Below are 1310 nucleotides of genomic sequence, written 5' to 3'. Positions count from 1 at the left end.
AGCGTCACTCAAAGCGTGTAAATCAGATCATTGAAAACACTCTGCAACTTAGTCGTCGAACAGAGCCAGAAGTTGAAGACATCACCTTGGCCAACTGGATTGATAAAATCGTCGGCGAATATAAAGGGCACCTGCACTCATCAGACAGAATTAATATTATACTTGCAGACAAAGACGCAACAGCACGCTTTGACCCAAGCCAAATGGAGCAAGTGTTTATCAACCTGATCGACAATGGGCTTAGGCATGGCTTAAAGTCAGATTGCAGCGCACAGTTATTTATATTGCTATCCAAAACCACAAAGGATGGCCAAGCCTATATCGAAGTAATCGATCAGGGTGAAGGAGTCTCTGAAGAGAACTCCCATCATTTATTTGAACCATTCTTCACCACTGAATCTCAGGGCACAGGACTTGGTTTGTATTTATCACGAGAAATCTGCGAAGCAAACCAAGCTCATCTGGACTATATCAACCCGGCCAGTACCGAATTTCATCAGCATTGGAAGTTTGATAACCATCGACTAGACAATAAGGCTTATCAGGCTCTTAAAGACCTTAAGCTTGGTGCGTGCTTTCGAATTGTATTTGCTCACCACAAGCGAATTGTTTAACAATAGGCTTATTCTTCTTAATGCTTTCTAAGCGACAGACAAGACTCAATATATGACCAAGCAACGCGCCTTAATTATCGACGATGAACCTGATATTCGAGAGCTGTTAGAAATCACACTCATGCGTATGGGGATAGACACCTGTAGCAGTGCGACAATCATGGACGCCAAGGCCTACCTAAGTGAACAAAGCTTTGACCTTTGTCTCACCGATATGAATTTGCCTGATGGCAACGGCATTGATCTCGTGTCGTTCATACAAAAAAATCATCCCGATATGCCCGTTGCCATGATTACCGCGTACGGCAACGTCGAAACAGCCATCAGTGCCCTTAAGGCTGGTGCTTTTGATTTTATTTCAAAGCCTGTTGACCTTAATCAGCTACGAGGGCTGGTGACCAGCGCATTAGAGTTATCAAAACGTAAGGCAAACGAAAGTCCCTCTAGCACTCAACCCGAGCACATAAAAGGCAAAACAAAAGCCATTCAGAAGCTCAACAAACAGATCGATAAACTGGCACGTAGCCAAGCTCCAATTTATATTTCTGGTGAGTCAGGTAGCGGTAAAGAGCTGGTCGCTAAAATGATTCATCAAAACAGCCCTCGCGCTAGTACCGGCCGCTTTGTCCCGGTCAACTGTGGGGCTATTCCTAGTGAGCTGGTAGAGAGTGAATTCTTTGGCCACAAAAAAGGTAG

2 protein-coding genes are annotated in these 1310 nt (G+C 44.4%); both read left to right on the top strand.

Annotation, left to right across the window (positions count from 1 at the left end; translation table 11 throughout):
• Window positions 1–614: HAMP domain-containing sensor histidine kinase (locus tag A3735_RS05140; protein WP_197485679.1), on the top strand; the 614-nt coding region annotated here is incomplete at its 5' end.
• Between the two features lie 52 nt (window positions 615–666).
• A partial coding sequence (locus A3735_RS05135) for a sigma-54 dependent transcriptional regulator (protein WP_156499415.1) occupies window positions 667–1310 on the top strand: 644 nt, incomplete at its 3' end.

The sequence above is a fragment of the Oleiphilus sp. HI0061 genome (assembly GCF_001635675.1).
The sequence above is the reverse complement of the archived record's forward strand: the minus strand, read 5'-3'. Positions and strand labels throughout refer to the sequence as shown.